The organism is Sporosarcina sp. ACRSL (assembly GCF_022346605.1).
In the GTDB taxonomy this organism is placed as follows: domain Bacteria; phylum Bacillota; class Bacilli; order Bacillales_A; family Planococcaceae; genus Sporosarcina.
Map to the genome: position 1 here is coordinate 117,022 of NZ_JAKRNT010000006.1, position 25,114 is coordinate 142,135.

33 protein-coding genes are annotated in these 25,114 nt (G+C 42.3%); 13 read left to right on the forward strand and 20 right to left on the reverse strand.

Annotation, left to right across the window (positions count from 1 at the left end):
- Positions 1 to 45: 45 nt before the first annotated feature.
- Positions 46 to 720, reverse strand: a complete 675-nt coding sequence (locus MHZ92_RS10280; RefSeq protein ID WP_239431602.1) for an SOS response-associated peptidase — start codon at positions 718 to 720, stop codon at positions 46 to 48.
- An 86-nt stretch (positions 721 to 806) separates the two neighbouring features.
- Here MHZ92_RS10280 and MHZ92_RS10285 point away from each other — a divergent pair, with 86 nt between their 5' ends.
- Together MHZ92_RS10285 and MHZ92_RS10290 are read left to right on the forward strand one after the other, a co-directional pair.
- Positions 807 to 1,568: a metallophosphoesterase family protein gene (locus MHZ92_RS10285; protein ID WP_239431603.1), complete on the forward strand. Its 762-nt coding sequence runs from the start codon at positions 807 to 809 to the stop codon at positions 1,566 to 1,568.
- The gene (locus tag MHZ92_RS10290) at positions 1,549 to 1,974 is read left to right on the forward strand and encodes a protein-tyrosine phosphatase family protein (protein WP_239431604.1); all 426 of its coding nucleotides are present in this window, start codon (positions 1,549 to 1,551) and stop codon (positions 1,972 to 1,974) included. The genes MHZ92_RS10285 and MHZ92_RS10290 overlap by 20 nt, the downstream gene beginning before the upstream one ends.
- 202 nt (positions 1,975 to 2,176) lie before the next feature.
- Here the strand turns inward: MHZ92_RS10290 and MHZ92_RS10295 are convergent, their stop codons facing one another.
- From MHZ92_RS10295 to MHZ92_RS10310, 4 genes are all read right to left on the reverse strand, one after another.
- A complete protein-coding gene (locus MHZ92_RS10295) occupies positions 2,177 to 3,748 on the reverse strand; it encodes a BCCT family transporter (RefSeq protein WP_239431605.1) in 1,572 nt (523 codons plus the stop codon).
- An 80-nt stretch (positions 3,749 to 3,828) separates the two neighbouring features.
- Positions 3,829 to 5,007: an MFS transporter gene (locus MHZ92_RS10300; RefSeq protein WP_239431606.1), complete on the reverse strand. Its 1,179-nt coding sequence runs from the start codon at positions 5,005 to 5,007 to the stop codon at positions 3,829 to 3,831.
- Between the two features lie 13 nt (positions 5,008 to 5,020).
- On the reverse strand, positions 5,021 to 5,419 hold the full coding sequence (locus tag MHZ92_RS10305; protein WP_239431607.1) for a MarR family winged helix-turn-helix transcriptional regulator: 399 nt from the start codon (positions 5,417 to 5,419) through the stop codon (positions 5,021 to 5,023).
- Positions 5,420 to 5,551: 132 nt separating this feature from the next.
- A complete protein-coding gene (locus tag MHZ92_RS10310; protein ID WP_239431757.1) occupies positions 5,552 to 6,721 on the reverse strand; it encodes an MFS transporter in 1,170 nt (389 codons plus the stop codon).
- A gap of 225 nt (positions 6,722 to 6,946) precedes the next feature.
- Here MHZ92_RS10310 and MHZ92_RS10315 point away from each other — a divergent pair, with 225 nt between their 5' ends.
- From MHZ92_RS10315 to MHZ92_RS10320, 3 genes are all read left to right on the forward strand, one after another.
- Positions 6,947 to 7,312, forward strand: a complete 366-nt coding sequence (locus tag MHZ92_RS10315) for a hypothetical protein (protein WP_239431608.1) — start codon at positions 6,947 to 6,949, stop codon at positions 7,310 to 7,312.
- Between the two features lie 64 nt (positions 7,313 to 7,376).
- Positions 7,377 to 7,502, forward strand: a complete 126-nt coding sequence (locus tag MHZ92_RS21400; RefSeq protein WP_255723479.1) for a hypothetical protein — start codon at positions 7,377 to 7,379, stop codon at positions 7,500 to 7,502.
- On the forward strand, positions 7,483 to 7,716 hold the full coding sequence (locus tag MHZ92_RS10320) for a YkuS family protein (RefSeq protein WP_239431609.1): 234 nt from the start codon (positions 7,483 to 7,485) through the stop codon (positions 7,714 to 7,716). The genes MHZ92_RS21400 and MHZ92_RS10320 overlap by 20 nt, the downstream gene beginning before the upstream one ends.
- 49 nt (positions 7,717 to 7,765) lie before the next feature.
- Here the strand turns inward: MHZ92_RS10320 and MHZ92_RS10325 are convergent, their stop codons facing one another.
- The 6 genes from MHZ92_RS10325 to MHZ92_RS10350 form a co-directional block, all read right to left on the reverse strand.
- Positions 7,766 to 8,071, reverse strand: a complete 306-nt coding sequence (locus tag MHZ92_RS10325; protein WP_239431610.1) for a DUF4870 domain-containing protein — start codon at positions 8,069 to 8,071, stop codon at positions 7,766 to 7,768.
- A 71-nt stretch (positions 8,072 to 8,142) separates the two neighbouring features.
- On the reverse strand, positions 8,143 to 9,255 hold the full coding sequence (nagZ, locus tag MHZ92_RS10330; protein ID WP_239431611.1) for a beta-N-acetylhexosaminidase: 1,113 nt from the start codon (positions 9,253 to 9,255) through the stop codon (positions 8,143 to 8,145).
- A gap of 128 nt (positions 9,256 to 9,383) precedes the next feature.
- Complete coding sequence (locus tag MHZ92_RS10335) at positions 9,384 to 9,773, reverse strand: DnaJ family domain-containing protein (protein ID WP_239431612.1); 390 nt, start codon at positions 9,771 to 9,773, stop codon at positions 9,384 to 9,386.
- On the reverse strand, positions 9,773 to 10,024 hold the full coding sequence (locus MHZ92_RS10340) for a hypothetical protein (protein ID WP_239431613.1): 252 nt from the start codon (positions 10,022 to 10,024) through the stop codon (positions 9,773 to 9,775). Before MHZ92_RS10340 ends, MHZ92_RS10335 begins: the two co-directional genes overlap by 1 nt.
- Before the next feature lie 6 nt (positions 10,025 to 10,030).
- A complete protein-coding gene (locus tag MHZ92_RS10345; protein WP_239431614.1) occupies positions 10,031 to 10,204 on the reverse strand; it encodes a hypothetical protein in 174 nt (57 codons plus the stop codon).
- A 65-nt stretch (positions 10,205 to 10,269) separates the two neighbouring features.
- Positions 10,270 to 10,749 (reverse strand): PaaI family thioesterase, encoded by a 480-nt coding sequence (locus tag MHZ92_RS10350; protein WP_239431615.1) that lies wholly within the window; start codon positions 10,747 to 10,749, stop codon positions 10,270 to 10,272.
- A 189-nt stretch (positions 10,750 to 10,938) separates the two neighbouring features.
- Between MHZ92_RS10350 and MHZ92_RS10355 the strand changes: the two genes are divergently transcribed.
- Complete coding sequence (locus tag MHZ92_RS10355; RefSeq protein ID WP_239431616.1) at positions 10,939 to 11,382, forward strand: hypothetical protein; 444 nt, start codon at positions 10,939 to 10,941, stop codon at positions 11,380 to 11,382.
- Positions 11,383 to 11,522: 140 nt separating this feature from the next.
- On the opposite strand, the gene MHZ92_RS10360 is transcribed toward MHZ92_RS10355, so the two are convergent.
- Genes MHZ92_RS10360 through MHZ92_RS10375 form a run of 4 tightly spaced genes read right to left on the reverse strand, consistent with a single transcriptional unit; the run spans position 11,523 to position 13,659 of the window.
- Complete coding sequence (locus MHZ92_RS10360) at positions 11,523 to 11,975, reverse strand: NUDIX hydrolase (RefSeq protein WP_239431617.1); 453 nt, start codon at positions 11,973 to 11,975, stop codon at positions 11,523 to 11,525.
- A gap of 25 nt (positions 11,976 to 12,000) precedes the next feature.
- On the reverse strand, positions 12,001 to 12,795 hold the full coding sequence (locus MHZ92_RS10365; protein ID WP_239431618.1) for a class I SAM-dependent methyltransferase: 795 nt from the start codon (positions 12,793 to 12,795) through the stop codon (positions 12,001 to 12,003).
- A complete protein-coding gene (locus tag MHZ92_RS10370) occupies positions 12,773 to 13,246 on the reverse strand; it encodes an NUDIX hydrolase (RefSeq protein ID WP_239431619.1) in 474 nt (157 codons plus the stop codon). Before MHZ92_RS10370 ends, MHZ92_RS10365 begins: the two co-directional genes overlap by 23 nt.
- Complete coding sequence (locus MHZ92_RS10375) at positions 13,243 to 13,659, reverse strand: NUDIX hydrolase (protein WP_239431620.1); 417 nt, start codon at positions 13,657 to 13,659, stop codon at positions 13,243 to 13,245. The genes MHZ92_RS10370 and MHZ92_RS10375 overlap by 4 nt, the downstream gene beginning before the upstream one ends.
- Positions 13,660 to 13,721: 62 nt before the next feature.
- Between MHZ92_RS10375 and MHZ92_RS10380 the strand changes: the two genes are divergently transcribed.
- The 4 genes from MHZ92_RS10380 to MHZ92_RS10395 all read left to right on the forward strand — a co-directional run bounded on the left by MHZ92_RS10380 (position 13,722) and on the right by MHZ92_RS10395 (position 18,146).
- Positions 13,722 to 14,021 carry a hypothetical protein gene (locus MHZ92_RS10380; protein ID WP_239431621.1) on the forward strand — a complete coding sequence of 100 codons (300 nt, stop codon included), beginning with the start codon at positions 13,722 to 13,724 and terminating at the stop codon, positions 14,019 to 14,021.
- Between the two features lie 93 nt (positions 14,022 to 14,114).
- Entirely contained in the window at positions 14,115 to 15,935 is a 1,821-nt protein-coding gene (pepF, locus tag MHZ92_RS10385) for an oligoendopeptidase F (protein ID WP_239431622.1), read from the forward strand.
- A gap of 140 nt (positions 15,936 to 16,075) precedes the next feature.
- Positions 16,076 to 16,828 (forward strand): hypothetical protein, encoded by a 753-nt coding sequence (locus MHZ92_RS10390; protein WP_239431623.1) that lies wholly within the window; start codon positions 16,076 to 16,078, stop codon positions 16,826 to 16,828.
- A gap of 139 nt (positions 16,829 to 16,967) precedes the next feature.
- Positions 16,968 to 18,146 (forward strand): pyridoxal phosphate-dependent aminotransferase, encoded by a 1,179-nt coding sequence (locus tag MHZ92_RS10395; protein WP_239431624.1) that lies wholly within the window; start codon positions 16,968 to 16,970, stop codon positions 18,144 to 18,146.
- Between the two features lie 500 nt (positions 18,147 to 18,646).
- On the opposite strand, the gene MHZ92_RS10400 is transcribed toward MHZ92_RS10395, so the two are convergent.
- From MHZ92_RS10400 to MHZ92_RS10420, 5 genes are all read right to left on the reverse strand, one after another.
- Entirely contained in the window at positions 18,647 to 19,084 is a 438-nt protein-coding gene (locus MHZ92_RS10400; RefSeq protein WP_239431625.1) for a hypothetical protein, read from the reverse strand.
- A gap of 554 nt (positions 19,085 to 19,638) precedes the next feature.
- Positions 19,639 to 20,487: a GNAT family N-acetyltransferase gene (locus MHZ92_RS10405; RefSeq protein ID WP_239431626.1), complete on the reverse strand. Its 849-nt coding sequence runs from the start codon at positions 20,485 to 20,487 to the stop codon at positions 19,639 to 19,641.
- A 130-nt stretch (positions 20,488 to 20,617) separates the two neighbouring features.
- Positions 20,618 to 21,058, reverse strand: coding sequence for a DUF2269 family protein (locus MHZ92_RS10410; RefSeq protein WP_239431627.1), 441 nt, complete (start codon positions 21,056 to 21,058; stop codon positions 20,618 to 20,620).
- 6 nt (positions 21,059 to 21,064) lie between these two features.
- Complete coding sequence (locus MHZ92_RS10415; RefSeq protein WP_239431628.1) at positions 21,065 to 21,397, reverse strand: ASCH domain-containing protein; 333 nt, start codon at positions 21,395 to 21,397, stop codon at positions 21,065 to 21,067.
- 100 nt (positions 21,398 to 21,497) lie between these two features.
- A complete protein-coding gene (locus tag MHZ92_RS10420; RefSeq protein WP_239431629.1) occupies positions 21,498 to 22,241 on the reverse strand; it encodes a FixH family protein in 744 nt (247 codons plus the stop codon).
- Positions 22,242 to 22,399: 158 nt separating this feature from the next.
- On the opposite strand from MHZ92_RS10420, the gene MHZ92_RS10425 reads away from it, so the two are divergent.
- Genes MHZ92_RS10425 through MHZ92_RS10435 form a run of 3 tightly spaced genes read left to right on the forward strand, consistent with a single transcriptional unit; the run spans position 22,400 to position 25,051 of the window.
- The gene (locus tag MHZ92_RS10425; protein ID WP_239431630.1) at positions 22,400 to 23,077 is read left to right on the forward strand and encodes a response regulator transcription factor; all 678 of its coding nucleotides are present in this window, start codon (positions 22,400 to 22,402) and stop codon (positions 23,075 to 23,077) included.
- Positions 23,078 to 23,091: 14 nt separating this feature from the next.
- Positions 23,092 to 24,495 carry a sensor histidine kinase gene (locus MHZ92_RS10430; RefSeq protein WP_239431631.1) on the forward strand — a complete coding sequence of 468 codons (1,404 nt, stop codon included), beginning with the start codon at positions 23,092 to 23,094 and terminating at the stop codon, positions 24,493 to 24,495.
- On the forward strand, positions 24,482 to 25,051 hold the full coding sequence (locus tag MHZ92_RS10435; RefSeq protein WP_239431632.1) for an SCO family protein: 570 nt from the start codon (positions 24,482 to 24,484) through the stop codon (positions 25,049 to 25,051). The genes MHZ92_RS10430 and MHZ92_RS10435 overlap by 14 nt, the downstream gene beginning before the upstream one ends.
- Positions 25,052 to 25,114: the final 63 nt, after the last annotated feature.

The window sequence follows — 25,114 nt, forward strand, 5'->3', positions numbered from 1 at the left end:
TCTATCAAGTAGACGTAGAGAAAGGGAATTCGTTTCAACTTTCAGTCAACAAACCGGAACAATGAGCTGAGCTTCGTTATTCTTCGGTGAATTTACAGCGGATGAGACACTATATGCATCCATTTGCCTCTCGTCGAACGGCTGAAGCATATTCCCCAGGAAATCAATATCATTATTCGAAGGATCAAGCCAAGCAGCTTCATCTTCCCTCTTCAAGATGACCGGCATACGATCATGAATCGGCTTCATTAAATCATTCGGTTGGGTTGTGATTGCGGTGCATGTGTGAATAACCTTGCCGTCAGGAGACTTCCAAGATTCCCAAAGCGCCGCGATGCCAAACAGTTCATCAGACTTCAGCCTAATGCGCATCGGAATTTTCTCTCCACCTTTCCGTTGCCATTCGTAAAAGGAATCTGCTGGAAGAATGCAGCGCTGTTTTTGGAAGGCTTTTCTGAAACTTGGCTTTTCCGCCACTGTTTCTGCACGTGCATTGATCATTTTATAACCAATTTTCTCATCCTTCGCCCACGGGGGAATCAACCCCCAGCGAAGATGCCCCATCCGATTTTTCTTGCCGTCGTTAATGATGGCGACAACTTGTTGGGACGGGGCGATGTTGTAACTTGGAATATAATCGCTTTCAGCAAAAGCCGATTCGACATCAAACCGCTCGAGTATTTCATAATAGGGTGCAAATAAAGTAAAACGGCCACACATAGACATCGTCCTTTCATGACTATTTAGATAATGGTACCATTACTACAGAATACATTCATGAAAAGTGTTACGGAAGGATGAGGGAAATGAAACGAACATTAGTCATTAGTGACATCCACGGAGAACTTGACCTCTTCGAAGAGCTTCTGCAAACCGCAAATTATGATCCTACTAACGACCAGCTCATTCTGTTAGGCGATTATATCGACCGGGGGCCCGATTCGAAACGAGTCATTGACAAGGTGATGCAGTTAAAGGATGAAGGGGCTATCGTTTTGAAAGGGAACCATGAAGATATGATGGTGAGAGCATTGACGACAGACGAAGAACGCGTTTGGAAGAATTGGACGAATCGCAATGGCGGAGACGCAACATTGAAAAGCTACGGTTTTTCAGAAGAAGAATTCAAAGTGGAAGAGGATGCGCCGTTTGTCAAACCTAACATCCATTCCGAAACATTGGAGAAACATTTGAACTTCATCCAACACCTCGATTATTATGTAGAAACAGATGATACGATATTCGTCCATGCAGGTGTCCATCCTGAGAAATCAATTGCAGAAACAGACCCATATGAGCTCATCTGGATCCGGGACATTTTCCATAATGGATATGCAGGCGAGAAAACGGTTATTTTTGGCCATACACCGACGAAGATGTTACATGAGGACAAGCAATCATGTTCTGTCTTTTATGGCAAAAACCGAATTATTGGTATTGACGGAGGAGCTGTATATGGCGGTCAATTAAACTGTCTTCAACTCCCTGAAAAGATCGTTTATTCAATTAACGCTGACGACAAAAATAAATCGAAAGAAGGCGAACCACATGACAAGCAAACCGTATAAAGCTTTGGTGACCGACCGCATCTTCTTCGGAGGAGTGGATGCCATCGATGAGTTGCTAGCGAATGAAAAGATCGATATCATCTATGATTTGCGTGCAAAAGTTGACGGGCCATTACCGAGTGAGATAAGCGTTCATCAGCCTCTGCTGGATGATGCTGATGCCCAAGACGAATCTATCCGCGAAGCGGTAACCAAAGTTGTAGAAGCATACAAATCCGGGAAAAACATTTATTTCCATTGCAACACCGGAAGAGGACGCGGTGGCACATTGGCTGCGGCCACATTGCTCGAATTGGGCAAGACGGAGACAGTGGAGGAAGCCGAACTGATGACCGAAGCTATTCGACCCGAAACAAACATAAAACCTCCCTTCAAAGCCGCGTTAAATCGACTGTACTCTAAATAAATAATGTTTTTTAAGGGAAATAATAATAAAGAAGAGTTACCCTCAGCCTGATTGAAAACGCTTGTCAGCCTAGGCGCGAAGTGGAGCGAAGACGCGAATAGAACTAAAGTTCATGAGCGGACGAGCGACACGAGCAACAACGGATGCGAGCGTTTGTCAACAGGCTGAGAGGGCTGGGAAAATCCCACCCTCTGTCATATATTCATTTATCTTTCCTTTTCCTTCTACTCGCCTTCTTCTTCACTTCCTGCTCAATCTTCTCAAACTGCCTGATGTCTGCAGGCCTCACGGTGATCGGTTCCTTCCTCAACAACTTTCCTAAAGAGAAAATAAGCAAAATTAGGAATAGCGTAAACGGCAAGGCTGATACTAGGGAAGCCGACTGCAGCGCCTCTAAACCGCCTGCGAATAGCAACACTGCTGCAATCGCAGACATGAGAAACCCCCAAATCATCTTGACAAGAAGGGGTGGGAATAAGCTCCCTTTCGTTGTCATACTCGCCAAAATATAGGTCGCAGAATCTGCGGAAGTAATTAAGAAAGTAAAAATAAGAACGATAAACAGAAAAGAAACAACACCGGTGAACGGCAATTGCTTAAGCGTCTCGAAAATGGCCGAAGTTACATCCGCATCTACCGATTCCGCAATCTTTGCCCCATTATTCAAGTCGCTATACAGCGCTGTTCCCCCTAAAGTGGCGATCCACATACAGGCGAACAAAGGCGGAATGACCATGACTCCTGCAATGAACTCGCGGATTGTACGCCCTTTTGATACTCGTGCTACGAAAGCTCCGACGAAAGGCGACCACGCAATCGTCCATGCCCAGTAGAAAACCGTCCACTCTCTCACCCATGTTCCGCCCTGATATGGCTGAAGACGCAAACTATATCGAATGAAATTATTTATGTAGTCCCCAATCGCCAATGTGAAGCTTTCCAAAATGAAAACTTTCGGACCGACGACAAAGAAGAAGACGAGCATGGCGAGTGCCATTGCTAAATTGAAATTGCCCAAATACGCAATTCCTTTATTCAAGCCAGAGGATGCCGACAGCATATACGCTATGAAAACTAAAAAAATGATTATGAACTGAATCAAAAACGAGCTTTTTATATTAAAAACATATTCAAGACCGCCACTCATTTGCAATACGCCCATGCCAAGTGACGTCGCAATCCCCATTACCGTTGCAATGACAGCAAATGAATCGATTCCCGTCTTAAGATGCCGATTCGATCCAACCAACGGCTCGAGGGCAGTTGAAATAAGACCGTCCTTCTTTTTGCGGAATTGCAAAAATCCGATGACGAGACCGACGATGCCAAAAATGCCCCATTGTGAGATTCCCCAGTGGAAGAATGAGTAGCCCATTGCAACCCGGGCGGCTTCGTCGGATTGCGGCTCAATTCCATTTAGCGGTGCCGAAAAGAAATGACTCATCGGCTCCGCAACTCCCCAGAATACGAGACCTACACCGAAACCGGTGGAAAACAGCATCCCAATCCATGTGAAGAATGGATAATCAGGGCGCTCGTCATCTCCTCCTAAACGGATTGCCCCAAACTTGCTAATTGCCAAACCGGCCAAGAAAATTACGACGATAAAAACTGCCAACAAATAAAACCAACCAAACTTCTCCGTCGTAAAGCTATATAATCTGTCAGCCACATTCCCGAACGGTCCGGGAATAACCGCTCCGATAATGACTAGCAATAAAATAACGACGGATGAAATCGTGAAAACTGGGTTCTTCCAAAACTTTCTGTCCAAAACAAAATCGACTCCTATAATAAAGTTATAGAGTCTCTATACCCTAAACTATCAAAAGGTAACGCGAAATTTTAATAACACTAGCTTGCTATCTTTTTATTACGACGTTTACCTATAGTTGCTACATATAATACGAGCACTGCAAGTACAAGAAGACTCGACAGCAAATAGACACTCTGATATCCGAGTTGTACCGCAATAATGCCTAAAACATACGACCCTATAGCTATTCCAGTGTCGAACAAAGTGAAAAATGTGGCGGTCGCGTACCCACTTCGTTGATGGGTTGTCGATTGGATAGCAAGCGTCTGCATACTAGGAACAAGCGCTCCATATCCAAGCCCGACAAACGCCCCTGCAATGAGGAATAATCCCGCGGAATTCATGAAAGCTAGGATGAAAAGACCGAGGAAAAACATAAGGAAGCCTGGAATCAAGATGTACGAAGGCCCTTTTTCGTCAAAGATTCTCCCTGTAAATGGCCTTGAAATAAGCATGACTGCTGCAAATACCGCAAAAAAGAAGCTAGCGTATGCAAGTAAGCCTTTTTCTTGGGCATATATCGATAAGTAAGAAAGAACACTTCCATACGAAAAGGCGATCAAACTCGCTAGTATTGCAATTGGCATCGCTTTTTTCTCAAACAGGTCGTTCCACGTAAAACGCTTTGATGATTTCGTTGGTTGCACTTTTTCCATTTTGGGAATAAGCAATGAAACGAGCGCACCAATAATCATTAAAATACTCATCAAGATGAATAAAGCGTCGTATGAAAATGATTGAATGATAAATAGGGCAATGAATGGACCGACGACTACCGCCAAGTTTGTTGACATAACAAAGTAGCCAAGCCCCGCCCCTCGCCTGCGCTCCGGGACAATGTCAGCTGCGAGCGACCCAGCCGCTGTCGTTACAATACTGAACCAAATACCTTGGAAGAATCGTAAAGCAAGCAAGCCCCCGAACGGTGTAATGAAATAATATAGAATGGTACAAATGAGATAGAAAAACAAGCTGAGCAACAACATTTTTCGTTTCCCCGCAATATCAAGCAGCTTGCCAGAAAACGGTCTTACAATAATTGCGGATAGTAGAAAGATCGTCATTAATAGACCTGCTTCTTCGTCCGTCCGGTTCAATGCATCTTTTGCATAGAGCGGCAATGTTGATACAAGGCCGTAAAAAACAATGAAAACAGATAAGTTCGTAAAAAATAAACTAATAAATGACTTCGTCCATATCGGTTCTTTTTGATTCATTCAATCAGCCTCACTAATTTTGTATTTTCACCAATAATGTTAGAAGGAGCTCTTCCTCCTCTTTGGTTAGACCTTTTAAACTCTCCTCTTCAAATTCAATAATCGTCTTTAGAACTTCAGAAAGCTGCTCATTCGCATATCCTGTTAATTTGACATATTTCTCTCTTCGATCTTTTCCTTCGCGCGTTTCAAGCCACCCCATCTGTTCCAATCGATTGACGGTCCTCGTGATTGTCGGTGCTTCTACATTCAAGTATTTCCAAATTTGCGTCAAAGTCATCTCTCCATGTCGATGAATGCAGTGAATAACCGTCCATTGAGCGGCAAATAAGCCATGCTTTTTCAATGCTACGTTCAATTCTTTAATTAATAAACGCGTACTTTGAAACAGCTCATGAAATATTGGATTCAACCTTAACACCTCATTGTTTACTTAGGTAACTATTAAAGTATACGCTCCTTTTCACGATGTGTAAAGGAATGCGAAAGTATAGACAACAAAAAACGCCCACCGTCGTTTCATTCAACGGTGAAGCGTTTATCGTCACGGAGCTGTTGGTGCCGTGATTTTCCGATCTTTCGGTAATGCGAGACCCACAAGTCCGATGAACGGCAGGAAGGAAGCGATAACCATCGTCGGGAAGATGCCGATCGTGTCCATCAGCCTTCCAAGGACGACTGCCCCAATTGCACCCATCCCGAATGCCAAACCTACAGTTAGACCAGCCATCGTTCCGATTTTGCTCGGCACAAGCTCTTGCGAATAGATGACTGTCACTGAGAAGCTCAGCATGATGAAAAATCCGATTAAGAACAACAGGATACCTACCGCCCATAATGGCGCATGTGGAAGCAGTAGACAGAGCGGCAACGGAACTAACAACGATAAGACAATGACATTTTTCCTACCGATTCGATCAGCCATCGGCCCTCCGAAAAATGTGCCTGCTGCCCCGAGCGCCATGAAAAGGAATATGTATAGTTGACCTTGTTCAATTTTTAATCCATAGTCCTCCATCAAGTAAAAGATATAGAAGCTCGTGACATTCGTTACGTAGAAAGAACGGGCAAAAATGATAATCAGCAATAAAGTGAGTGCAATTCCAACTTGTTTTTTAGTCAAATTACCAATTGAAGATAGCAGCACTTTTTTACGATTATTCTCCTTCTCCATCTCCAGCTGTTTTTTATACCATGCGGATATTTTGGATAAAATAAATATCCCGAGCGCCGCCACAGCAATGAAAACAGCTGCCCCCTTTTGACCGAGCGGCACTAATACAAATGCGCTAATTAAAGGCGCCAACGCTTGTCCTGAGTTCCCCCCGACTTGGTAGATCGATTGGGACAACCCTCTTTTCGTCCCCGCCGCCAAGAAGGAAACACGGGATCCTTCCGGATGAAAGACCGCGGATCCAAACCCTAAAATAATGACGGAAATGAGGATCAGCCAATAATTTGGCGCGATTGCTAAACCCGCCATCCCGACAAGCGAAAACGTCATGCCAATCGGAAGTGCATAAGGTCTCGGCTTCCTGTCACTAAAATAGCCGACGACCGGCTGTAGGACGGAAGCGACCATGTTCAATGCAAAATAGATGTAACCAAGCTGAGTAAAACTTAATCCTCTTTCCTTTGCCAACACCGGAAACATCGCTGGTATGACCGCTTGAAGCGTATCGTTCAATAAATGGCAAGCTCCGATGGCAAACATGATCGGATATACCGGGTTAGCTAGATGCTCTGTCTGTTTAACAGATGTCAACGGAATCCCCACGCTTTTTTATAATTTTAAACAATAAGTTTAGTATACAGCAATCTATTGAATGATTGTACGAAACGCGTAAAATCATTCCTTTAAGAAGAGGCCGTTTTAAACCGAAGGAATTCCGGGTAGATTATGTAGAACAAGCAAGTGAAAGGAGCAGCATTTGACAATATGTCTGTAATGACTTTGTTTCCGATAACTCTTCTGTTGCTTACGATGGAATTTGTACTGGCTATCTACAAAACGTCTTCTCCGAAATGGACGGCTGGGCTAGCGTACAGCAACTTAATACTTAACATCGCTTGGACAATCCTTGTCATTGTTTTACTTCTTAATCCGTCACTCATTTTGCCTCACGTAGCCGATGTCCTTGCAGAAGTGTTCCAACGTTCTCCGGATGATATTATTACACAAGTGTATTTTATTGTCATGGGGCTTGGTCTCGCGTCAATTGTCACGACAATCATCGACGGAATTACTGGCTTACGAAAACTGAAGAATGACAAAGACACTGTGAGTGAAACATCACAGGAGTGAAATAATCTACTGCGGAGTAAACGGGCCTTCATTCGAATCGAATGGGCCTTTTCAGCATAGAGCAATGAAAACAATGCTAGCTGCGGCACTTTCCTTTGACGATGAGTTTACTAGAATCAATTCCGGGAAAACAAAGACTGGAAGCACATTAGGATTCGGAGGTGATCTACATGGCAAAGATAGCCGTTGAAAACCCTTTTGACGATGTGAAAATGGCATTGGAGGAACAAGGGCATGAAGTAAAGATGTTTGAAAACGATGAGAATCTGAATGGCTATGATATGGGCGTCGTACGTGCAATCAGCGATGTGAATGTCGATCAATTCGATTTTCCTGTCGTTGGTATTCACGGTATGTCCGTTCAAGATGTCGTAAATGAAGTTGAAAAGCGCTTACAACGTTAAAAAGAGCCCGGAATCCTATGTGGATTCCGGGCTTCTATCCATTTTTAAATCAGAACCATCTGCCGACAATTGGGTAATTGTAAAATTCGCCTTGCAATGATTTCACAATGCCCATAATTGGAACGATGATTGTCATCAGTCCGAAAACGATGATCATCGGAATGCCGATCAAGAAAATGATTAAGATTGCCGAGATAAAAATCAGTGCGCCCATCACTAATTGGAACAATAACGCCTGGATGGACAATCTCTTCACCTCTGCATCATCCACGACTAAATAAATGATGAACGGAACAAGAAACGGTGCAAAAAATGCACTCGCGTGAACAAGTACTTTTAAACCGGTATTTTCCATATCGTGTACCTCCCTTACTTCAATTCTATTGTACTATCTTTTACGGTCATCTACGAAAGAAGTTTCATGTTTCATCCAAGTAATTCAATAAATTTCCGATTAATGCTATCCAAATCAATTTCTTCAATCAACTCATCATTCAGCCTATAGCGTTCCTTCAGCTTCAAAATCCTCTTGACACTCTCATCAATCCGTTCCTCAGAAATGATTCCTGCTTGTACAGCATCTAGCAACGCATTAATTGTTCCGACCTGATTTTCATAATCCCCAGCGATCAACAATAGATCGCTGCCCGCGATAAACGACTGCACCGCAGCATTAGGCACCGTATATTCATTGACAATCGCACCCATTGTCATATCATCTGTAATGACGACACCCTCAAAACCCATTTCCTCGCGCAACAGATCTGTAATGATCTTTTTCGATAATGAAGAGGGATATGCATCATCAAGCTTGGGGAACATAATATGTCCCACCATAATTACATCAGCCTGTTCGTCAATTGCCCGTTGGAAAGGAATTAACTCGGTTTCATGCAGCTCCTCAATCGTCTTTTCAATGACTGGCAACGACAAATGGGAATCTACATGCGTGTCCCCGTGTCCAGGAAAATGTTTAACGACTGAAATGATGCCATGATCTGTCATTCCTTTCATGACAGCAATGCCCAAATCAGCGACAACCTCGGGATTAGACGAAAAAGCACGGTCTCCGATAACAGGATTTTTTGGATTGCTATGGACATCCAAAACGGGCGCATAGTTCATGTTATATCCGAAGGCGTGCAACAGATCCGCAAGATACTCACCTGTTTTATAAGCAAATGTTTCATCACCCGCTAGTCCGACATATTCTGCTGCAGGTAGTTTTTTCATGCTGGAAGGCAGGCGGGAAACCCGGCCCCCTTCTTCATCAACTGACATGAACAATGGAATCTCATAATCTGCATTCGCTTTCTTGCTTTCATTCAATAATTTCAACATTCCTGCTGGATAAGATATATTTTTCCCTAATAAAATGATTCCACCAATGTGATATTGACGAATGAGGCGGTCCAGCTCGTCACCATACGTCTTCCCTTCGAACCCGACGACGAGCAATTGGCCGATCTTTTCTTCTAAAGTCATATTTTCCAACAATTCATCAACACGGGAGAAAGTGATTTCTGGGGTCTCTGTCACATGTGTCCTTTTGCTAAAGGGAGGAGGTTCATTTCCAGTTTCATGTGTAACTGAATTGCAGCCAACCAATAGAAGAAGGGGGCAAATCACGTACCATACGATACGGTGTAGAGCCCGTCTATTTCGAACTAACTCCAAATCCCTTTAGCCTTCTCGATGGAGTCAAGTGAAATACGGCCTTTCAACATCGGAGGGGGACAATGCCTATTATGCTCGGCGATTTTCTCGTTCACTTCATCAACTCGTTTTTGCAATTCGCTTTGTTCGACGCTTGACATAAGCGAATCAATGTCATGAATCATTCCGCTAATTTCATGCTGCAATTTCAGCCAATGCGGTTTATAGCCAGCATCTTTTGCAATGCGCTGAAAATGCTGGAAGGTGTCACCTGAAAAATAATCTTTGGGCAATGGTTTTCCGAAGCCCTTCAAATTCTCCATGCTGCCGCCTTCTTTTTCACGATCTTTTAACATATCGCCGATTAAATCGTTGTATGGAGGTCTTGTATTATCGGACATCATCTTCCCACCCTTTCATCAATCTTCAGCAGATCATTCTTTCCCGACGAATAGTCTAGTTTCATTTGTTCCAATTCCAACTTCATCTTTTCAGTCTCAATGATGAAGTTCTGCTGTTTCAGCTTTTCCAATTCAATTTCTTCCCGTACCATATCCGCTTTGAATTTCATCGTCTTGCGTTTGTAATCAGTAATGATTGCCGTAATTGGCACACACATGACGATTGCGACGATCCCCATTACATATAACATTTGCTCTCACTTATCCTTTCTTTTTTTGCCCGTTGTATTGAAAACTAAGAACATGGCAATTCCGAGTCCTATTCCAACTCCCCAATTATCCAATGCCATCCCGATTCCAATTCCGAACATCATCCCAACGACTATGCTAAACCAGGTACCGCTGAATGCGTCTTTCCTGTTCTTATTCATCATCAGACCGCCTTCCTTTTCCTACTATTACGGTAGAACGGTCGAAAGGTTTCGTCTATTTCAACTTAGTTTGCTGTAAATGTCGCCGGCATGACAACTCCAACGACTTCTCCAGTTGCACAAAGGACATCATCCGCATACACTTCTACATTCACTTTCCATTTCTTCGGGTGGATTTCTTCAATCGTTCCGACCGCCTTCAACAGTTTTCCTTGTGGTGTCGGCTTCAAATAATTCACGTTCAACGAAGCGGTGACGAAACGCGGAACGTCGGCATCATCTCCTGGCTCATGACCATTTTTCCGATACAGAGCAAGTGCACATGATCCTGTTCCATGGCAATCAATAAACGAAGCAATCAACCCACCATATACAAATCCTGGAATCGCCATATGCTTTTCCGATGGTTTATAATATGTAACCGTTTTTTCTCCATCCCAGCCTGTCCTGAAATGATACCCTTCCTCATTCAGTCGACCACATCCGAAACACCAAGCGAAATCATCAGCATAGAAGTCCTGTATCGCATTTTCAATTTCCACCATTCCACACCCCTGTATTTTCTTTATAGTTTGAATACTATTGTAACATTAATCTTCCATCTCTCTTTGAGGAATTTTTCATTTTTCTCGCATTGCCATTAATTAATCTTCCTCAGGAAACATAGCATGAGTACTATTCCACATAAACAAACGCTGCGTATACTATAGAAACGAATAAAGGAGGAATTGAACATGAAAATACGAGCCGTCCTGCTCCTTGCACTCATTATCGGAGGATTTTACGTAATGCTTGAGACAATTAACGACTTCAATGAAAAAAGCTTCAATGAATTTTTAGAAACGATGAATGCCGATTTCAATTCTCTCACTTTCAATACACCACCCATGAACGGAACGCCAGCTGCAACATGGAATGTAAACGATGATCAACGAGTAGAAGAACTGCTTCAATTTCTGCAAAACTACCATGTAAAGAAATTGAAGCCTGAAGAAGTCGACCCGGATGACAATATAGACGAATTCACGATTCGCTTGACAGATCCGAACGGCAATAGCATGACAATTATTGTTGCGGAAAATCTTATCATCCAAAACGAGCTCCTCTATTATGAAATCGTCGATGGGCCACTCGATGTCGACTGGATGGTCCGCTTTTTCGTCAGTACTAAATTTTAACGCTTTCAAATACGCATAAATCTATTGAATTAAGCATAACTACGATAACTAGAGCATAACTGCGATAACTCGCGCATAACTGGAATTACTCACGCATAAACCGTTCCAGAAACGCAATAATCGTCATAATTGCGCATAACTCACTTCATTTGCGATGCATATTGGTGAATCATCGATCGTATGAGTGGGTTCAAGTTTTCTGGCAGCTGTTGCAATTGGAAGAACCCGACCTCGGATGTTTCAACCCCATCTGCTTTCAGGTCTCCGCCACGAATATCATCCGTTGCATAAACGATTGTCACCGAATAATATTCGTGGCCATTGTTCAAAACGGTATGTGTTTGTGCGCCGGAGACAACAGTGACAAGTGCGAGCTTTCCGATTTCTATCCCTGTCTCCTCAAACACTTCCCTTCTGCCAGCTTCTTCGGCAGATTCCCCTAGCTCCATGAAACCGCCTGGAATTCCCCAACGTCCATCCACTTTCTTTTGCAGCAGTATCTCATTTTTCTCATTGAAAACGCCTACCCCTACACCTGTCAGTAACAATGGACGGTTTCCTACTACTTCTCTAAGCTCCTCGATATATCCCATGACCCAATCCCCTTTTCTACTCTGTTTATAATGAAGCGCAAATTGTAAATGTCCCTGGAAGCCTTTCAGCAATTCCTTCCGGTGCATCTGTTGGAAAAGCCCAATGGACTCCTTTATCTTCTTTCATTTTCCTTATCTTGAAATCAGAATTGACAAGGGCATTGACCACATCGGCAAGCATCCATTGCCTAATTACGTTTTTCTCTAAATTTTGTTGAATTTGGATTGGCAATAGACTTGAATACGCCACGTCAACTTCCGAATACTCTTCTTTAAAATAGTCACCATCCAGAACGGCTACACCGTCTACAATCCGAAGAGTCTTTGAAACAATTGGATGATAGTCTCTTACTATAAAAATTCCGTTCTCTTTTAAGAGACGAGATACCAAGTGAAATAAAGGGTGCAGATCTATGAAATAATGGAGTACTCCCATTTCAAGGATGACAATGTCGAATGGTGAAATGTCATCAACTTGTAGTTCAAGCACATCTTTAACAATATACGTAATGGAAACACCTGCGGCATCCGCCAATTCCATAGCATATCTTTTATTTTCGGATGAAATATCCACCACTGTGACATCCGCTCCAAGAAGCGCAAAACAAACAGCTTTATTTCCTTTTGAGCCGAGTAAATTAAGAACCCTTTTTCCTTTTACCTCTCCGATTTCATCCAAGTAATAGCTGACTTTTTTCAATGGATCCGCTTTTAATTGTTCCGCGTACTCTTGAGGTGAACCATGTCGTAACACCCATGCTTGATATGCATTTTGATTCCACCCTATCTTATTTCTCTCACTCATTTGCTGTTGGTTCATGGGCTTCTCCTTTCAAGCTTTTAACTAATCCATCAGGGTATAAAACTTTTTCCCCTGTTATAAAGTCTTTTCGATCAACCCACTTCGCAAATGACAATTGTCCACCTTCTTGAATTTCGAACCACTCACGGAAGTAATTTTCCTTATTTACAAAGGCGACCTTATACACTTGAATGATCTCATGTCCCGTTTGCCCTTTAATATGAAAGATATTTTCAATACACCCTACATATTTTTCAATTTCTACTGATGCTCGTATTTCTTCGTTAAATTCTCGGATGAGCGCCTCATTCGATTTCTCTCCAAATTCGATTGATCCGCCTATCAGCCGGTAATACGTTCCGTTCCCTTTAGAATGCTCACCTGTAAATTCTTCGACTAATAACTTGCTCCCGGATTGTAAAATACCGCATACTTTTGCTCTCGGAAGTGCCCTCTCCCCATTATTCACGCCTGCACGCCTTGGTAATGATACGGGATCGATGTTTCGATCAATTTCCTCACACCGCCATCATAATAAGGAAGCTCTCGATCCGCTTCGTCCAACTCCTTCCATTGGACATCCAAAATTCCGTCCCTGTCCTGGATTTCCACTTCTCCATCAATTACTTCCGCCAAAAACGTAAAAAACAGCACGTGATTATTTTCCTTTTGCCGAAATGCTTCGTTCACCGCAAGCAAACTACCGATTTTAACAGTCAGGCCGGTTTCCTCCCAAACTTCACGCTGCGCTGCCTGTTCCAACGTCTCTCCTTTTTCCACTCCCCCACCTGGCAACGTCCAATTATTATATTTCTTATTCTTCACCATAAGAACTTTTCCCTTTTTTAGGATTGCTGCGTATACAACATCGACACGATTCATTTATTGAGTACCCCCATTTCATATATACTTAGAATCATAGCTTAAGACGGGAGGGATGGACAATGGAATTCAGAAATATCGATGAACAAATCATCCAACAATACAAGGAGGATGAAACGCTGATGGTTCGCCTATTTGTACAATGGTGCTCAAATCACCGGCTGGATCCTCATGCACTTTATAAAAAAGCATATCCTGAACAATTAGCAAACGCTGTTTTGCAGGAAGTTATCGATAATGATGAAGGCATAGACGATCTTCATATCGATCACGAAACAATGCTCGACGTCCTTCAGCTTTTTGGCAATGAAGACCTCGCTTTTGTTATTGCAGATGAAATAGAAAAGATGCCTAAAAAATAAGATTGCAAAAATGCCTATTCATTTTTACTTTTCTATAAGTTTGCTATATACTATAATTTAGTTCGATATCCGTAATAAAAGGGAGAGATGAGAATGGTGAAAAGTTTACCACCACGTTCGGAAGTGAACGTTGAAGAAACATGGAATTTGGAAGACCTTTTCAAAACCGAAGATGATTACAATGCAGCAATTGAACAGCTTGTAAGCGAAGTCGCTTCCTTCGAAGAGCGCTTCAAAGGGAACATCACTGATGAAAAAGCAATCATCGAAGCTTTGGATGGATATGCTTCCATCATGGCCAAAATGGTACCGGTTGGAACGTATACAAGTCTATCGCACAGCGTGGACCAAACGAATGATGAAGCACAAATGCGCGCAAGCAAATATGGCTCGATTGCTGCCAAGCTCGGAAGCCAGCTTTCGTTCTTCACTAGCGAACTTTCCGAAGTATCAAGCGAGCTATTGGAAAGCGCAATGAACCAATCCGAGGAGTATAAAAACTATTTGGAAGAATTGATTCGTCAAAAGCCGTATAAGCTTCATCCTGAAGTGGAAAAGACATTGGCCGCATTCTCATCTGTCTTGAACGCGCCGTACGGTTTGTATAATACAACAAAATTAGTCGATATGAATTTCGGTGATTTTGAAGTTGACGGCGAAAACTATCCGTTAAGCTATACGACATTCGAAGGCGGATGGGAATCCGAAACAGATACGAAAAAGAGAAGAGCCGCATATGATGCTTTCCATGCTAAGTTAAGGGAGTATCAGCATACGACTGCAAAAACATACGATATGCATTTGCAAAAGGAAAAAACAACTTCTGACTTGAGAGGACATAAATCAGTATTTGATTACTTGCTTTTCAACCAGGAAGTCGACCGTTCCATGTATGACCGCCAAATCGATTTAATTATGAAACATCTTGCACCGCATATGCGCAAATATGCTAAACTTCTTCAAAAGGTTCACGGACTCGATGAGATGACATTCTCTGACTTGAAAATATCATTAGATCCGAACTACGAGCCAAAAATTACAATTGAAGAATCGAAGAAATATATTGAGGATGCGCTTTCCATCATGGGTGACGATTACATGAATATGATCGGTCGTTCCTATAAAGAACGATGGACGGATTTTGCACAAAACGCAGGTAAATCAACAGGAGCTTTCTGTTCGAGCCCTTATGGCGTCCATCCTTATATTTTGATTTCCTGGACAGGCAGTATGGAAGATGTCTTCGTATTGGCGCATGAGCTTGGTCATGCTGGGCACTTCTACAATGCTCATCAGCATCAGAACATCTTCAACTCAAGACCTTCTATGTACTTCATCGAAGCACCTTCAACGATGAATGAAATGTTGATGGCGAACCATTTGCTTTCTAACTCGGATGATCCGAAGTTCAAACGTTGGGTCATCTCCTCCATCGTAGCACGTACGTACTACCATAACTTCGTCACGCACTTATTGGAAGCTGCGTATCAACGAAAAGTGTACGAGCGCATCGATGCAGGCGGCAGTGTGAATGCGAACGTGTTGAACAGCTTGAAGCGCGGCGTTCTTGAAGAGTTCTGGGGAGACGACGTGAAGATCAATGAAGGTGCTGAATTGACATGGATGCGTCAGCCGCATTACTATATGGGCTTGTATCCGTACACATACAGTGCTGGATTGACAATTTCCACACAAGTTTCGAAACGGATTTTGGAAGAAGGGCAACCCGCTGTTGAGGATTGGCTGAAAGTGTTGCAAGCAGGAGGAACGAAGTCCCCTGCAGAGCTTTCCAAAATGGCGGGAGTCGATATTACAACGGAACAGCCATTACTTGATACGATTGCGTATATCGGCGAATTGATCGATCAGCTTGTTGCGTTGACGGAAGAAATTGAAGCTGCACAAGTGAACTAACGTTTATAATAGCTGTCCCCACGAAACGAGGGGACAGCTTTTTTAGTGAAACATTGTCATTCACCTTCCCATCCGATATGATAATTACAACTATCAAACCTGTACTAGTTTCCATACTTTTTTTGAAATGAGGGATTTTTTTGGTTTCCACACAATCCAATTGGTATGTACGATTCGGATGCCTTGCTCCGATTATCGGGATCTTTTCGCTGTTTTACTTTATTAATCGGGATGCATTCCTGCCAGGCTTTGTTTTCTTCGGTCTTTTCTTCGGGTTTGCTGTCATATTCTTAATTTTATCGACCCGTGCAGAGGAAAAAGTGAAAGCAAAGCAACTTGAACATCTAGAAACGTATAAACCTACAAATTCAAGATTTGAAGAATCACATTCATTTGTTTCGGACGATCTTATGTCGAAAATCGCAATTGATGAAAAAAATAGACGACTCTATTTTTGGGAACCCACACCACTCGTTGATGGGACGCGTGTTAAAAAAGCATTTCTTAAAATGCCATATGTGCTATCCGATTATTCTTACGATCAATTATTAGCTTACGAAATTTACGAAAACGGCATTCGTAAACAAACCTTTGTAAAAGTGGCGGAAGGAACAGAGGATCGGATTGAAGCCCTTGGACAATCCGTTGAACCGATTATTGATAAAAAAATGTCACTCACAAGAAAGACGATACTCCGAAAAATTGCTACGATTGAAATGAAAATTATCTTGGACAATGAGGAAAAGCCTGTACAAATTATCCGTTTTTATTCCAGCCTCGATAAACGACTGAAAAAGGACTCCCCAGACTATATTGCAATACAACGAAAAGTGGACCAGTGGGTTTCCCTATTGACGTTCATACTAGAACTAGATAATAAGCGGATTTATTGAAGCTGCTGCCCGTTTTTTGTGGGCGGCAGCTTTTTCCTTTTCAATCAAAAATCATGTTGTGATTCCTCTTAAACATATAGTAGAATGAAAGTAATATGTAGTCAGACGAGTCTAAAAACTATGAAAACGAGGTCATTCCATGCTGATTTCAAATCGTGTACGAAACATGCCACCCCATTTCTTTTCTACGTTAGTCAAAAAAGCGGACGCAGCCAAAGCTGCCGGGAAGGATATTATCAATTTGGGAAGAGGCAACCCAGACCAACCTACGCCCGCTCATATTATTAAAGCTTTACAGCAGGCTGCGGAGCGTCCAGAAACACATGGGTACTCACCATTCAACGGAATTCCTGAATTTCGGAAAGCCATTTCAGAATTTTATAAGCGGGAATATGACGTTGATGTGGACCCTGAAACGGAAGTCGCCATTTTAGGTGGCTCGAAAACCGGACTTGTAGAGGTGCCGCTCGCGATGATGAATGAAGGCGATCTGCTCTTGCTGCCAGACCCCGGGTATCCCGATTATTTATCAGGAGTGAGTCTCGCCAATATCGCTTATGAAACGATGCCGCTCCTAAAGGAAAATGAGTTTTTGCCCGATTTCAATGCTTTGTCTGATGAAGTAAAACAGAAGGCGAAAATCATGTATTTGAACTACCCGAACAATCCGACAAGCGCCGTTGCGTCCGTTCCATTTTTTGAAGAAGCAATTTCGTTTGCCAAGGAGAATGATATTTTCATCTTACATGATATGGCATATGGAGGAATCGGTTTCGAAGGCGAAAAGCCGGTCAGCTTCTTGCAAGCAGATGGCGCCAAAGAGATTGGAATTGAGATGTACACGTTATCGAAAACATACAATATGGCCGGCTGGAGGGTCGCCTTTGCCGTCGGAAATCGCCATATGATCGAAGCAATTAATAAGCTTCAACACTACCTATTCATCAGTCTATTTCCGGCAGTCCAACACGCCGCCATTGCAGCATTGACGGAAGATCAAGCATGCGTGCGCAATTTGACGGCATTATATGAAGGGCGCAGAAATGCCCTCATTGCAGAATGTAAACGAATCGGTTGGGACGTTGAAGCCCCGAAAGCATCTTTCTTCGCCTGGTTGCCAGTTCCGGAAGGTTATACGAGTGAATCGTTTGCGGATATCCTGCTTGAACAAAGTGGCGTCGTCGTCGCACCAGGCCACGGCTTTGGCACGTACGGAGAAGGTTATGTGCGAGTCGGTCTGCTTGCCAGCGAAGAACGAATCGTCGAGGCTGTTCAGAGAATTGAAAAGTTGGGGATCTTTTCAGTGAGTAAGGTTTAAATAGAAAGGGCCGCCAGTTGATACTAACGGGTTCGGTTGATGGGGAAAAAATGACTATCCACAAAGGAATTGCATAGTTAATCGTCAATATTTAGAGATAGAATTAAAGATAGAAAAGGCAACTGATTTTGTACCAGTTGCCTTTTTGTTAATTCCATATTTCGGATGCACTATTGATTAATTACTTAATAATATTTGTGTAATACCACCAACTACAGTAAATCATAGTGCCCACAACTACTGCACTAATCATAAATACCAATCCAATAAACAATCTTTCTTTCCATCTTCTGTCCACAGTTATCCACCAATCCTCCTATGGTGTATTTCTTGTACTTCTGCGAACTCAGTATGCTAATTCATACTAAAATGGGGGCGATTTGACATTTGCTTTTATCAGTCGAACCCGTTATAAAAATATGAGTGTTTTCTTGCTGTATTTTATTACTTAAACTGAATTTCGTCTACCAGATGAGAAGTGCTGAATTCTCTGGCGGCAGTTAGTCCGAAAATAAACTAGTTGAATATTCAATCCCGTCTTCACCTATAAATTTTCTTGGTGCAACCTTATTCAGAGTATAAGTGAATTCTGTCTCTCCTGTTACTTTAATCGTATAAGCATCCTTGTTCTTTAATACACTGTATTTTTTATACTCTCCGGGAATTAGTTTCGTATCAGTGATTGTAATATACTTTTTTAAATCTTCTTCGGAAAAATTATTACCAAATGTAGAATGCGTAAATAAATCTTCGATTAGCAGCGTTCCTCTATTGAAAATAATCGTGTATTGTGTATTGCTATTTGTGCTTGTTTGTTGTACGTAAAATTCATCCCAGTCAGATGTAACGTTATTTTTGTTACTTTGTAAAAAGATAAATACCAAAATTAAAATCAGTATTATACCACCAAGCAACATAAGCAACGTTTTTTTCGACATTTTTATCCACCCCCATTTTAATATTTTGACTTATCTGTTATACGCACTTCAAAGCAAATAGATTCATACATGCCGAATTTTCAAAGATTTTTTAACATGAATCACTAATTCCCTGAAAAAAGATTAAGTTATTTCCAAAACAAGCGATATCACATCAGCAACTGTTTTAACAAGTGAATTAACAACGGCCAGTAAATTTATGGGCTCTTGTTAATTCTTGTAATAATTTATTCGTCTGTGTAAATCATCCAAGTGTTGATTAAACAACAAAAACGGAGACACCAATTCATATGCGAATTGTGTCCCCGAGTGCTATGTTTGTTTATGTTTTCTTTCCATCATCTAATTCGTTAAGTGGATGAGACGGCCTTTTTTTGTGAGAGGTACGTACTTTGAGCGCCGATCCAACTTGAGCGCGAGGCTCGCTTCTTTGAGTGCGGGACTCAAAACTTTGAGGCCGATCTACCTTCTTTGAGAGCGGGACTCGAGGCTTTGGATGTGGAACTAGCTTCTTTGGACGCGCAACCACTCACTTTGGACGCGCCATCTTTGTCTTATTTCTCAAAACCGATATGGATTGAATCGGCGATATGTTTATAGCCAATTTCCTGATAGATTTTATTCGACGTCGGGTTCATCATATCTGTATAGAGCACGCAAAATTTATAGTCCTTCAAAAGCTCCTTCGAACCATGGGCAACCATCGTCCGAGCATACCCCTTCTTCCTCTCCTCTTTCGGCGTAAAGACGAAGGAGACAGTGACGCCATTTTCAGTAGGTCTCGCCTTCTTCATCATCGATACGACTTTCCCTTCGTTTTCCCATAGGAATATTTCCTGTGCTTCAATGAATGACGCTACCTTTTCTTTTATCAATTCCGGTGCTGTCTTGCCGATATTCGTGTCTTCCTCGAACAATGCAAACCAATTTTCAATGAGGGGAGCATCTGCTTTGGTTGCGAAGCGCCAGTTTCCTGGGCTCATTTCAAGACTCTCTTCTATTTTATCCAATCGATAAAGTCCTTGATCCATTAGCAATTTTTGTGTCTCTCCTGTTATTTGCTCCCAAGCTTTCGCAAAAGAAAGCGCCCATTTCTTCACACTGATGACAGACGGAACGGCAATCAAATTTCCACGTAATTCCCGTATGATGAAATCAATCAGTTCTTCTGCCCTGCTTTCATCTACAATAATTAGATTCAATGGATGCGGTGGTGTCATTTGCAAAAGTACGAGGACTTCTTCTCCTTCCATCACGGCAGCCATGAAAGGATTTTCATATTTTTTCGCTTTGATCGCTTGCAGTACACCATAGAAAAGACTATATACATCCTCTTTTTTTGCGATAATCGGTTCAGCCACCTTAGCAAATCGCTCGGCATCCTCGAATTGAACAAACTTCATTCTTATCTCCCCATTTCTTTTCAGAGCATTATATATGTAAATAAATGAATTGTCACGTTTTTTCGAAAGAAACGAAAAGGATATGCATCCAACCTGCATATCCTTGTACTATGTAATCTACTATTTTATTTCACCAAAGCATTGGTTTTTGCACCATGAGCCAAAGCATGATGAGCATTAACCCAATATAGATCCATGATGTCCTCGTCAAGATGGTCAAGATTTCCGCTTTATTACTATCGGGCAGATGGTACCTTCTAAGCACTCTCGTAAACCCGGTTGAAAGAAATACACCGGAAAGCAGCAAGATTGCAAGTGTTGCAATCACCCACGAAGTGAACCAAGGCCAAGGCCCAATGAGCAACAGCAATGCCCCCGAGATGACAAGCAGATGACCGGCATGCATGACCAGTCGGATAATAACATTGATAACCGTTAAATATGCTTTCTCGGTTAGAGGATCGGCGTTCCGCAGCCTTTTGATTGTCGGCATCAATAAAAATAATGGGCCGATGGAAAGGACTGCGGAGACGACGTGGACAAAAACGAATGTCCCATACATATATTTCATGCCATCTTACTTTTCAACGGAGCTGAATTCGTGAACCCACACGCTCATTGTCGGAAGCCAAGGCATTTTCGGATGCAGTGCAAGAATTGATTGCTTGTACTCTTCCAAGTTTGCATATCCTTCCTGTTTTGCATGTGCGTCAGTCATTTCACCGAGTGTTTGCTTATAAAGCTTATCTATTTTGAACTCTTTCCCGTTCAATACCATGATCTCATCCGGGTATGCGTAAACGCCATTTCGTCTCGTCGCTGTTTTTTCACCTTTTAATACTTTCTCGACATCTGCTGGAATGGTGACGAGCCGTTCAATCGAACAAGACTTCTCTGGTAATTCATTCATCTTTCATCGCTCCTCTTCTGAAGTTACTTCCATCATAACGATTCTCTATCCATTATTCTAGATTTTCACTAGTAATTTCACGTTTCAGCCACAACTGTCCTTATTTCACATCAAACGTAAATTCTTCGTGCTCATGCAGCCCGTCTGCATTTTCCACATGGACTTTGACAAGATACGTACCTGCCTTTTCAAATGGATAAACAGCGATATATTCGGCTTGCTCAATTTCTTCAGCATCAATCCAAAGATGTTTTTCTCCAAGGACTTCGCTTGAAACTTCATAACGGATCTTCGCTTCTACGAGAGGCTCACCGTCGATTTCCAAATGGGTCATCATTTCTGTTTCTTCACCTGTCGTTGCATTTTCCGGTTTCACGAAATGGAGCGCAAAACCGTCAACATGTCCGTGGTCGTGACCGTTGCTCTGTTCCGCTTCTTCTACTTGTGCACCTTCGCCGATCGTCACTTGTTTCACTGGCATCGTATGTAAGTTTTTCGCGTCGACATGAACTTGGATATTGAAAATGCCGTCGTGATCAAATGTTGTTTCCGCTGTATACGTGCCATCCTTTTCATTGACAGAGTCAATCATGACCGAATCGTCCTTCTTTCCTTCCTCCCACACTTCATAGACGACTTTATCCGCGTCCGTCACTTTTTCATCCCCGTAGGTGACAAGAGCTTCCATTTTTACGGTTTCGCCGACTTCGGCCTGTTCAGTAACGGTCAATTCAACTTCCAAAGGGAGCACTTCGACCGTCGAGCCATCGTCAACCTTCTTTCCGCAAGCAGCTAACAATAATAAACCAATCATAAGACCAAGCATTCTATATCTTTTTTTCATCATTAAACCTCCAAACTTTCTTCGTTAGACTTCCAGGAATTCCACAATATGATATTATCGAGTAAATACGAACTAACGGTGAAGTGAACAGTTTCATAAGTATTTCACAACAACCAAGTATATTATAAGTGATAACATCTGCGAAATGAGGATTTTACATGAAGCCATTTTCGATATTAATTATAGATGATGAACCGCAAATGAGAAAATTAGTGCGCACCTTTCTTGAGAAGGATGGATATACCGTCGAAGAGGCGACGGATGGCATGGATGCTTTGTCCAAAGTGTACAAGCTCCAGCCCCATCTATGTATTGTTGATGTCATGATGCCTTATATGAATGGATTCGAATTTGCGAAGGAATTGAAACGGACGACCAACATTCCACTCATCTTTTTATCCGCAAGAGGCGAGGAATGGGATAAAGTCGAAGGACTTAAAATTGGTGGCGACGATTATATCGTAAAGCCATTCATGCCTGGTGAACTGCTTGCAAGGGTGGAATCGGTTCTTAGAAGATCGTACCAATACCAACTGACTTCCCAAGTGTTGACAGTCGGCCCTCTCGTCATCGATCATTTTGCACATACTGTCACATTGAGTAACAAACCGCTATCTTTGACGTTGAAAGAATTCGGAATCCTTGAAACGCTTGCAAAAAACCGGGGCCGCGTTTACACGAGGGAACAACTATTAAATATCGTATGGGGGGAAAACCACCAAAGCACCGACAGAACAGTCGATACGCATATTAAAACATTGCGTTTGAAAATGGGGGAAGCGGGCAGCATGATCGAAACGGTTTGGGGCATCGGTTATAAGCTTGAGGTGAAATGATGAGGAAGCTCACATTGAGCAAAAAGATTTTAGTCGTCCTCTTATCAAGTCTCGCTTTCACAATCCTTTTTTCGTTTTTCTTCATTCATTTCCTTTATTCAAAGCTGTACCTTGCGAGCATTGAGGAGTCAATTGTCTATCAAGGGAAGCGGACGGCATCCCATTATCATTATGGCGAATTGAGCGATGAAATTATTGAAAAGATCCAATGGTATAACGTCGTATCCGAATATGAAGTGATCGTTGTCGATCAATTGGATGACCTGTCGTCATATTTCCCTTATAAGATCAATTATGAAAACCTTGTGGACAATGAAGATCGGGAAAGCTTGGACAAAGGTGCTTACATTATGAAAAAGGGATATGTCGAGGAGCTCGACCGAGAAATTATAGGTGCCATTTTCCCAATAAAAGGCGAAACAGGACTTATCGGTTTCATATACATATACGTCCCTCTTGCAGCGATACAAGACGTTTTCCGAGAGAGTATTCCCATTTTGCTCATCGTAGGAATCTTATTCTTTTTCATCCTGTTTCTCCTTCTCAATCGTACCTGGCAATCACTGTTTGGGCCGATGCAGGAACTCCAACGGCTTTCAACAGAAGTATCAAAAGGAAACTACGGAACACGGATTGAAACTGATCGGGAAGATGAAATTGGCCAATTGGCGAAGGCTTTCAATTCGATGAGTCTTTCTTTAGAAGAACAGGAAAAAAGGAAGAAGGAATTCACATCCAATCTCGTTCACGAACTGAGGACACCTTTGACGTATATCGGAGGGTATACGCATGCATTGAAGGAAAAGATCTATTCATCCCCTGAAGAAGCGAGAGGCTATTTGACAACAATCGAGAAAGAAACTGTGCGTTTGAATAAGCTGATCAATGATCTCGTCGAACTGAATCATCTTCAGGAGGATTTGTATGTGCTTGTCGAAGAACCGATTGTCATTGCACAAATCATATGGGACACGCTTGATTTATTCCACATCCACATGTCTGAAAAAGAATTGGAACTAAAGACGGATATTGAGGAAGACCTTATTTTGATCGGCGATTCGAAACGGATTCAACAAGTCTTCTACAACATTATCGACAACGCCGTCAAATATTCTGTCGACAAAGGGAAGTTACACATACAATTGAAATCCACCGGAGATTATATTGAATTTAAAGTGACAAATGAAGGGATCGTCATTCCAGAGAATGATCTTGACAGGATTGGAGAACGGTTTTTCCGAGCTGATAAAGCAAGGAACCGGACGACAGGAGGAACAGGACTCGGTCTCTCGATCGTCAAAGAGATCATCCGCCTGCATGAAGGCGTGTTTTCCATTCAAAGCGACACTACCGGAACGACTGTGACAATCCGATTCGTGAATAAAATGAAAGAAGGGATGAATAATGAAAACGAGTAAACTGTTAGCTGTGCTGATCATTGCTTCGCTTTTATTGTTCGCTTGCGGCCAAACGAAGCCAACTGACCGCCAAGTCACCTCTTTCTCCTTCACCGACCAGGACGGAAAAACGTTCGGTACCGATCAGTTAGCCGGAAAGGTATGGATTGCAGATTTTATTTTCACGAATTGCCTTACAGTATGTACGCCGATGTCCAATAAAATGGCAGAACTGCAGACGACATTCAAGGAACATGGGATTGAAGTTGAATTCGTGACGTTCACCGTCGATCCGGAAACCGACACGCCCGAAGTTTTAAAAGACTACATTGGACAATTTACAGATGATGAATCAAACTGGCATTTATTGACGGGCTATTCACAAGATACAATCGAAGAATTAGCCATCAATCAGTTTCGTACGATTGTCCAAAAACCGGATTCCTCCGGTCAGGTTATTCACGGAACGATTTTCTTTGTCATAGACCAACAAGGCTATATCGTAGATGAATTTAATTATATGGAGGAGTCAGTTGAAGAGCAGATCCTCGATGAAGTCGCCCGCCTTGTAAAATGATAGCGGATTGTTTGGCGATGAAGCGTAAAACTGGTAGCATGTAGGCAACAAGTTTTTCACGGG